3 tRNA genes and 3 rRNA genes are annotated in these 6059 nt (G+C 53.2%); all 6 read left to right on the plus strand.

Annotated features, from left to right (window positions below):
- The first annotated feature begins 402 nt into the window (after positions 1 to 402).
- Positions 403 to 1866: ribosomal RNA gene (locus HCZ87_RS19155) — 16S ribosomal RNA — on the plus strand.
- 148 nt (positions 1867 to 2014) lie between these two features.
- Positions 2015 to 2090, plus strand: a tRNA-Ala gene (locus tag HCZ87_RS19160).
- Positions 2091 to 2190: 100 nt separating this feature from the next.
- Positions 2191 to 2267, plus strand: a tRNA-Ile gene (locus HCZ87_RS19165).
- A 534-nt stretch (positions 2268 to 2801) separates the two neighbouring features.
- Positions 2802 to 5635: ribosomal RNA gene (locus HCZ87_RS19170) — 23S ribosomal RNA — on the plus strand.
- Positions 5636 to 5816: 181 nt separating this feature from the next.
- Positions 5817 to 5931: ribosomal RNA gene (rrf, locus tag HCZ87_RS19175) — 5S ribosomal RNA — on the plus strand.
- The 16S, 23S and 5S rRNA genes sit together here with 3 tRNA genes alongside, the layout of an rRNA operon.
- A 49-nt stretch (positions 5932 to 5980) precedes the next feature.
- Positions 5981 to 6057: transfer RNA gene (locus HCZ87_RS19180), tRNA-Met, on the plus strand.
- Positions 6058 to 6059 lie beyond the last annotated feature (2 nt).

Below are 6059 nucleotides of genomic sequence, written 5' to 3' on the forward strand. Positions count from 1 at the left end.
TGGCGCCCAGGGAAGACTGGGGCACTTCGGAGAGAGGTTAGGCGGTGGCGCTTTTAAGATTAGCGCGACGGTCTGGTTTTGGCCTCTGGGTGTTAGCTCTTTGACATTGTTGGATGACTGAAGAGATATGTGGGCGGTTTGGTTCATTTCGATGGATCAACGTCTGTATGTCAACGTCTTTAGGGTTTCGGCCCGATGATAAGATGTCAGCTTCACTGTCTTGTTCGGCTTTCTGTACCTTTGGTACTGAAGCACGAAAGACAGAGAAATATTGGTTGCATTTCTGGTTCCTAGCCGGGTCAGATCGCAGGTTACTCAGACCCCCGTGTTTGAGTGATTTTGTTAAAGCAACCAGTGATGTGCAGAGGTTCGAACGTCAAGGATAGCAGCGCAAGCTGCTTTCAACTTGAGAGTTTGATCCTGGCTCAGAACGAACGCTGGCGGCAGGCCTAACACATGCAAGTCGAGCGCGACCTTCGGGTTGAGCGGCGGACGGGTTAGTAACGCGTGGGAACGTGCCCAGATCTAAGGAATAGCCTCGGGAAACTGAGAGTAATACCTTATACGCCCTTCGGGGGAAAGATTTATCGGATTTGGATCGGCCCGCGTTAGATTAGGTAGTTGGTGGGGTAATGGCCTACCAAGCCTACGATCTATAGCTGGTTTTAGAGGATGATCAGCAACACTGGGACTGAGACACGGCCCAGACTCCTACGGGAGGCAGCAGTGGGGAATCTTAGACAATGGGGGCAACCCTGATCTAGCCATGCCGCGTGAGTGATGAAGGCCTTAGGGTCGTAAAGCTCTTTCGCCTGTGAAGATAATGACTGTAGCAGGTAAAGAAACCCCGGCTAACTCCGTGCCAGCAGCCGCGGTAATACGGAGGGGGTTAGCGTTGTTCGGAATTACTGGGCGTAAAGCGCACGTAGGCGGATCAGAAAGTTGGGGGTGAAATCCCGGGGCTCAACCCCGGAACTGCCTCCAAAACTCCTGGTCTTGAGTTCGAGAGAGGTGAGTGGAATTCCGAGTGTAGAGGTGAAATTCGTAGATATTCGGAGGAACACCAGTGGCGAAGGCGGCTCACTGGCTCGATACTGACGCTGAGGTGCGAAAGTGTGGGGAGCAAACAGGATTAGATACCCTGGTAGTCCACACCGTAAACGATGAATGCCAGTCGTCGGGTAGCATGCTATTCGGTGACACACCTAACGGATTAAGCATTCCGCCTGGGGAGTACGGTCGCAAGATTAAAACTCAAAGGAATTGACGGGGGCCCGCACAAGCGGTGGAGCATGTGGTTTAATTCGAAGCAACGCGCAGAACCTTACCAACCCTTGACATCCTCGGACCGCCAGAGAGATCTGGTTTCCACTTCGGTGGCCGAGTGACAGGTGCTGCATGGCTGTCGTCAGCTCGTGTCGTGAGATGTTCGGTTAAGTCCGGCAACGAGCGCAACCCACATCCTTAGTTGCCAGCAGTTCGGCTGGGCACTCTAGGGAAACTGCCCGTGATAAGCGGGAGGAAGGTGTGGATGACGTCAAGTCCTCATGGCCCTTACGGGTTGGGCTACACACGTGCTACAATGGCAGTGACAATGGGTTAATCCCAAAAAACTGTCTCAGTTCGGATTGGGGTCTGCAACTCGACCCCATGAAGTCGGAATCGCTAGTAATCGCGTAACAGCATGACGCGGTGAATACGTTCCCGGGCCTTGTACACACCGCCCGTCACACCATGGGAGTTGGGTTTACCCGAAGGCCGTGCGCCAACCAGCAATGGGGGCAGCGGACCACGGTGAGCTCAGCGACTGGGGTGAAGTCGTAACAAGGTAGCCGTAGGGGAACCTGCGGCTGGATCACCTCCTTTCTAAGGATGATGCTAGCAGATTAGCTTGCTAATCTCGTGCATCACTTAGCAGAAGATGCGCAAACAAAGCGCATCACATCAGGACCGAGCCGTCCTCATATCTCTTCAGAAAAATGTCAGGACCTTGCCAACTGGTTAGGTTCAGCAAGGGGCCTTAGCTCAGCTGGGAGAGCGCCTGATTTGCATTCAGGAGGTCAGGAGTTCGATCCTCCTAGGCTCCACCAAATTCCTTGCGGGATTTGATGTCGCCTAGGGCGTTTGTACGCCGATCTGCAAGCAGATAGGCGGTGGCTCCACCACTTTGCAAACGGCCCTAACAAGAATGGGTCGGTAGCTCAGGTGGTTAGAGCGCACGCCTGATAAGCGTGAGGTCGGAGGTTCAAGTCCTCCTCGACCCACCATTCTTGCAAGACATTCATCATCCAATAGATCAAAGGGTTCGATTTGACCTTTGAGCCACCTTGCTGAGGTGTCTTAAACGTCCAATCGGACGCTTGTTTCCAGAGCCAGATGGCTTTGGGCTTGATATCGTTTAGAGAGAAAAATCAACAACACTGTTGGTCCTCCCGAGTGTGGGAACGACCTCAGATGGGTGAAGCGAGCTTGCTCGTGGACAGCACCGGTTCCGTCATGTTTCCTCAGACGCCCGGATGTATGCCTGCCTGAAACGACAGTAGTTGTCCAAGTCAAGTACACTAACCCGCATGATCTACCCGATCATGCATTGTTCTTTCGTCCGCCTGAGATCGACATCACAGGCAAAGGATGGAAGAGCGGGAAAGTATGCTTTTTGGTTCAGAAACAGAGACCTGGCTACTTACCAGCTGTCAGGTCGCGATTGTCAGGTTGTTCTGGCGCATCGGTGTTTGGGACTTGCAAAAGTCCTCAAGTAGCGAAGCGGTAGGACATCATCCTGGCTGTCTCTTTCTGGATCAGATCAAGCGCGAGAAGGGCGTTTGGTGGATGCCTTGGCAGTAAGAGGCGATGAAGGACGTGATACTCTGCGATAAGCTTGGGGGAGCCGAGAATAGGCTTTGATCCCAGGATCTCCGAATGGGGCAACCCACTTGAAAGTTTGATATAATTGCTCTTCGGGGCAGCTTATATCCTGCTTAATCAAGTACTTAATACCTGAATACATAGGGTTTTAAGAGCAAACCCGGGGAACTGAAACATCTAAGTACCCGGAGGAAAGGACATCAATAGAGACTTCCCTAGTAGCGGCGAGCGAACGGGAACCAGCCGAGCCTGATGAGTGACTAGAATGCGTTGGGAAGCGCAGCCAGAGCGGGTGACAGCCCCGTATAGGAAGCTCTGAGGGACGTATTAAGTAGGGCGGGACACGTGAAATCCTGTCTGAAGATCGGAGGACCACCTCCGAAGGCTAAGTACTCCTTACTGACCGATAGCGAACCAGTACCGTGAGGGAAAGGTGAAAAGCACCCCGACGAGGGGAGTGAAACAGTACCTGAAACCGAACGCCTACAATCAGTTGGAGGCCCCTTGAGGGCTGACAGCGTACCTTTTGTATAATGGGTCATCGACTTGGTCTCACGAGCAAGCTTAAGCCGTTAGGTGTAGGCGCAGCGAAAGCGAGTCTTAATAGGGCGAATGAGTTCGTGGGATCAGACCCGAAACCGAGTGATCTAGGCATGACCAGGATGAAGGTGCGGTAACACGCACTGGAGGTCCGAACCCACACCTGTTGAAAAAGGTCGGGATGAGTTGTGCCTAGGGGTGAAAGGCCAATCAAACTCGGAGATAGCTGGTTCTCTGCGAAATCTATTTAGGTAGAGCGTCATCCGAATACCCCGGGGGGTAGAGCACTGGATGGGTAATGGGGCCCCACAGGCTTACTGATCCTAACCAAACTCCGAATACCCGGGAGTAATAGATGGCAGACACACTGCGGATGCTAACGTCCGTAGTGAAGAGGGAAACAACCCTGACCTCCGGCTAAGGCCCCTAATTCATGGCTAAGTGGGAAAGCAGGTGAGACGTCCAAAACAACCAGGAGGTTGGCTTAGAAGCAGCCATCCTTTAAAGATAGCGTAACAGCTCACTGGTCTAATTAAGATGTCTTGCGGCGAAGATGTAACGGGGCTCAAGCCATGAGCCGAAGCCGAGGATGCACATAGTGCATGGTAGCAGAGCGTAGTGTGACATAGTTCCATGCGTCCTTACCTTCTTTCGGGAAGGATTGGACGCAAGGAACTTTCGATGAAGCGGGCGTGTGAGCGATCCCGTGGAGAGATCACTAGTGAGAATGATGACATGAGTAGCGACAAAGAGTGTGAGAGACACTCTCGCCGAAAGTCCAAGGGTTCCTGCTTAAAGCTAATCTGAGCAGGGTAAGCCGACCCCTAAGGCGAGGCCGAAAGGCGTAGTCGATGGGAACCAGGTTAATATTCCTGGGCCATGAGGTGGTGACGGATCTCGAAGGTAGTTCATCCTTATCGGATTGAATGGGCTGCTGAGAGGTCCCTGGAAATAGCCCCTCTATAAGATCGTACCCTAAACCGACACAGGTGGACTGGTAGAGAATACCAAGGCGCTTGAGAGAACGATGTTGAAGGAACTCGGCAAAATACCTCCGTAAGTTCGCGAGAAGGAGGCCCGGGTCCTACGCAAGTGGAATCCGGGGGCACAAACCAGGGGGTGGCGACTGTTTATTAAAAACACAGGGCTCTGCGAAGTCGCAAGACGACGTATAGGGTCTGACGCCTGCCCGGTGCCTGAAGGTTAAAAGGAGGGGTGAGAGCTCCGAATTGAAGCCCAGGTAAACGGCGGCCGTAACTATAACGGTCCTAAGGTAGCGAAATTCCTTGTCGGGTAAGTTCCGACCTGCACGAATGGCGTAACGACTTCCCCGCTGTCTCCAACATCGACTCAGCGAAATTGAATTGCCTGTCAAGATGCAGGCTTCCCGCGGTTAGACGGAAAGACCCCGTGCACCTTTACTACAGCTTCGCACTGGCATCAGGATTGTGATGTGCAGGATAGGTGGTAGGCATCGAAGCAGGAACGCTAGTTCCTGTGGAGCCACCCTTGAGATACCACCCTTCGCACTCTTGATGTCTAACCGCGGTCCATTATCTGGATCCGGGACCCTGCGTGGCGGGTAGTTTGACTGGGGCGGTCGCCTCCTAAAGCGTAACGGAGGCGCGCGAAGGTTGGCTCAGAGCGGTCGGAAATCGCTCGTTGAGTGCAATGGCAAAAGCCAGCCTGACTGCGAGACTGACAAGTCGAGCAGAGACGAAAGTCGGCCATAGTGATCCGGTGGTCCCGAGTGGAAGGGCCATCGCTCAACGGATAAAAGGTACGCCGGGGATAACAGGCTGATACTGCCCAAGAGTCCATATCGACGGCAGTGTTTGGCACCTCGATGTCGGCTCATCTCATCCTGGGGCTGGAGCAGGTCCCAAGGGTACGGCTGTTCGCCGTTTAAAGAGGTACGTGAGCTGGGTTTAGAACGTCGTGAGACAGTTCGGTCCCTATCTGCCGTGGGTGTAGGATACTTGAGAGGAGTTGCCCCTAGTACGAGAGGACCGGGGTGAACGAACCACTGGTGGACCAGTTATCGTGCCAACGGTAGTGCTGGGTAGCTATGTTCGGAAAGGATAACCGCTGAAGGCATCTAAGCGGGAAGCCCCCCTCAAAACAAGGTATCCCTGAGGGCCGTGGAAGACCACCACGTCAATAGGCCGGAGATGTAAGTGCAGCAATGCATTCAGTTGACCGGTACTAATCGCCCGATTGGCTTGATCTGATCCAGTAATAGACAGCCACACCAAAAAGCAAAAAACTTGGACAACTCGTTGATGATCTCGATCCTGGGAATTGCCTCAAATCGGCAAGCCTTCCGGCGGCTTACGAGACTTGCTTCACAAGTCTCTCACAGCCGACCGAATAATCATCCCAGGATCAAAGATCCTGGGATGATTATTCGGTTTGGTGGCCAGAGCACAAGCGAAACACCCGGTCCCTTCCCGAACCCGGAAGTTAAGCGCTGTTGCGCCGATGGTACTGCGTCTTAAGGCGTGGGAGAGTAGGGCACCGCCAAACCTAATAATCATCCCAAATCTCTCTAAACAATACCAACTAAAACAATCTCCGCGGGATGGAGCAGCCAGGTAGCTCGTCAGGCTCATAACCTGAAGGTCGTAGGTTCAAATCCTACTCCCGCAACCAAA

Origin of the sequence: Phaeobacter sp. HF9A, assembly GCF_011806385.1 — a bacterium.
Lineage (GTDB): Bacteria > Pseudomonadota > Alphaproteobacteria > Rhodobacterales > Rhodobacteraceae > Epibacterium.